General features: G+C 62.8%; 4 protein-coding genes. 1 reads left to right on the forward strand and 3 read right to left on the reverse strand.

What is annotated here, in order from left to right:
- Window positions 1–487 (reverse strand): extracellular solute-binding protein (locus EN939_RS30005; RefSeq protein WP_127271281.1); only part of this gene is annotated, 487 nt, incomplete at its 3' end.
- A gap of 259 nt (window positions 488–746) precedes the next feature.
- Here EN939_RS30005 and EN939_RS30010 point away from each other — a divergent pair.
- A complete protein-coding gene (locus EN939_RS30010; RefSeq protein WP_127271282.1) occupies window positions 747–1718 on the forward strand; it encodes a sugar-binding transcriptional regulator in 972 nt (323 codons plus the stop codon).
- Between the two features lie 29 nt (window positions 1719–1747).
- Here EN939_RS30010 and EN939_RS30015 read toward each other — a convergent pair whose 3' ends face one another.
- Both EN939_RS30015 and EN939_RS30020 read right to left on the reverse strand, forming a co-directional pair.
- Window positions 1748–2116, reverse strand: a complete 369-nt coding sequence (locus EN939_RS30015) for a hypothetical protein (RefSeq protein WP_127271283.1) — start codon at window positions 2114–2116, stop codon at window positions 1748–1750.
- 115 nt (window positions 2117–2231) lie between these two features.
- Window positions 2232–2419: 2-oxo acid dehydrogenase subunit E2 (locus EN939_RS30020; RefSeq protein WP_206517196.1), on the reverse strand; the 188-nt coding region annotated here is incomplete at its 5' end.

Genomic DNA, 2419 nt, shown 5'->3' on the forward strand with positions numbered 1-2419 from the left:
GGCTCGGCATGACCAGGCCATCTGCATAGGCCGGCTTGGCGAGATCTGCCCAATGCTGCGGCTTCTCGGTCGCCGCGGTGTTGTAGACGATGCCGGTGGTGATCAGCTTGCTGCCGAAATAGGTCTTGCCGGCATCATAGGCATCCGCTTCGATGCCTTCGAGCTTTGCCTCGGGATAGGGCAGCAGCCGGTCGTCCTTCTTCAACAGCTCCATCGAGACCGCATCGGCGATCAGAAGCACGTCGGGCTGCGGGCTGCCGGCGGCAAACTCGGCCGCCATCTTAGTCAGGATATCGCTCGTTCCCGAGCGATAGATATTCACATCGATACCCGGCTGTGCCTTCTTGAAGGCATCCACGGTCTTGGCCGCGTCGGCTTCCGGCTGGGACGTGTAGAGCGTCAGTGTTTCGGCGTTTGCCACGCCGGCAAACAAAGTTGCCGCGAGTGCCAGCTGGCTGGCCAGCAGCTTGATGAAGTGCGTCTTCAATGAGACCTCCTGTCTTGTCTGTGCATGACCGGTCCGGCTCTGGCCGGCTCCCCGTCTCTTCCTCCCTGCACGGCGCATATGACTGGTGGATGACACAGCGCGTGAAACCCACAAAATATGTTCATATGTACGATGTCAATTACAAATGAACAGAAATGTGCGACAATCGACACGCCGAAGATCCGGCATCAGTTGACATCCGGCCGGTGTTTCCTTGATGAGCACCGGGCAGGCCACGGCTCATGAGGGACAGGAACCGATGACCACAGAAAAACCCAGACAGGCTCGCCTGCCGATGGTCTCGTCGGACCTTAACGTCAAGACGGCATGGCTCTACTATGTCGAAGGTTTCACCCAGGAACAGATCGCCGAAAAGCTCGATGTCTCCAGGGTGAAGGTCATGCGTACGCTGGCCTCCTGCACCGCCGAGGGCATTGTCGTCACCATGATCAACGCGCCGACCGCCGGACAGGTGGCGCTCGAGCGGGAACTGGAAAAGCGCTGGGGTCTGAACGCCGCCGTCGTCATCCCGACGCCGTCGGGGCATGACCATCTGGAGAAGGCCATCGGCCATGCCGTCGCGGCCTACCTCGGCGAGCAGATGCAGGACGGCATGACGCTGGCGATCGGTGGCGGCGCGACCCTGCATGCCAGCCTCGGCTTCCTTGCCCGCCGGCAGCTGAAGCGTGCCTGCGTGGTGGCGCTCGTCGGCAGCCTGCCGCACTCGCAATGGATCAATCCATCGATTGTCGCAGCCAAGGTCGCAGACGTCTTCGAGGTCGACAGCTACCAGATCACCGCGCCGGTGACGGTCGACAATTCCTCGCTGCGCGATCTCCTCTGGGCGCAGCCGACCCTGCAGGATGTGCGCCAACGCGCGGCCGCCGCCGACATCGCGCTGCTCACCGTCGGCGACATGTCGCCGGACGCCACCATCTTCCGGCATGGCATCGTGCCGTCATCGCTGATCGCTCCGCTGAAAGCGAAGGGCGCGGTCGCCAACATGCTGTGCTATTTCGTCGATGCCGCCGGCGGGCTGGTCGACCACGAGGTCAACAGCCGCGTCATGGCCATCGATCTCGATGTGGTCAGCAACGTGCCTAATGTCGTTCTTGCCGCGGGCGGCAAGCGCAAGGTCGCGGCGATCCTCGCCGCGCTGAAAGCCGTCGACACCAACGTGCTGATCACCGACAGCGATACCGCCACGGCGCTGCTTGCCAAGGGCGGCTGAGCCGGTTCGACTGGCTCCGGTGTTTCCCGCTAAATGAGCCCGCGCTCGCGCAAAAAATCCTCGACACCGACATGGGTCATGGATTCGAATTCGGCGACCGCCTCGGCCACCCGCTTGCGCTGCGCCGCCAACAGTGTGAACACCTGCTTCATCTCGCCGGAAACACCGAAACGGCTCCACCGCTCGGCGATGTGGGTGGGCAAGCCGATGTCGGCGCAGAACGCGTCCAGGCTGTCATAGCCGAGGCTGGCGACGAGCTGCCTGGTCTCGTCCGCCGACATGCGCGGCTCGAAGGCGTGGTCGTGCAGGCGCTGCGCCACCAGCTTGATGTCGGATGGCGACGCGCCCATGACCTTGCCGAACAGGGTTTTCACGTCAGACGGGTCGAATGCAGGCATATTTTGGCCTCCCTGGATCGCAATCCAGATAGAACATGGGTCAAGGGTCGGCGCCTGACAAGTCGTTTCTGTCGTAAGCCGGCGCATCATTCGACGCCGGCTTCTGCTTGATGGATCAGACCAGCAGGCCCATCGGATTTTCAAGGAGGTTCTTGAAGGCGACCAGCAGTTCGGCACCCAGCGCGCCGTCGACGGCGCGGTGGTCGGTCGACAGCGTCACCGACATCACGGTGGCGATCTTGATCTCGCCGTTCTTGACCACCGCCCGCTCCTCGCCGGCGCCGACCGCCAGGATGGTCGCAT

This window comes from Mesorhizobium sp. M7A.F.Ca.CA.002.05.1.1 (assembly GCF_003998335.1).
Lineage (GTDB): Bacteria > Pseudomonadota > Alphaproteobacteria > Rhizobiales > Rhizobiaceae > Mesorhizobium.

Coding starts and splice junctions, on each gene's coding strand:
- EN939_RS30015 (WP_127271283.1), bottom strand. CDS start 2,116: ATGCCTGCATTCGACCCGTCTGACGTGAAAACCCTGTTCGGCAAGGTC.
- EN939_RS30010 (WP_127271282.1), top strand. CDS start 747: ATGACCACAGAAAAACCCAGACAGGCTCGCCTGCCGATGGTCTCGTCG.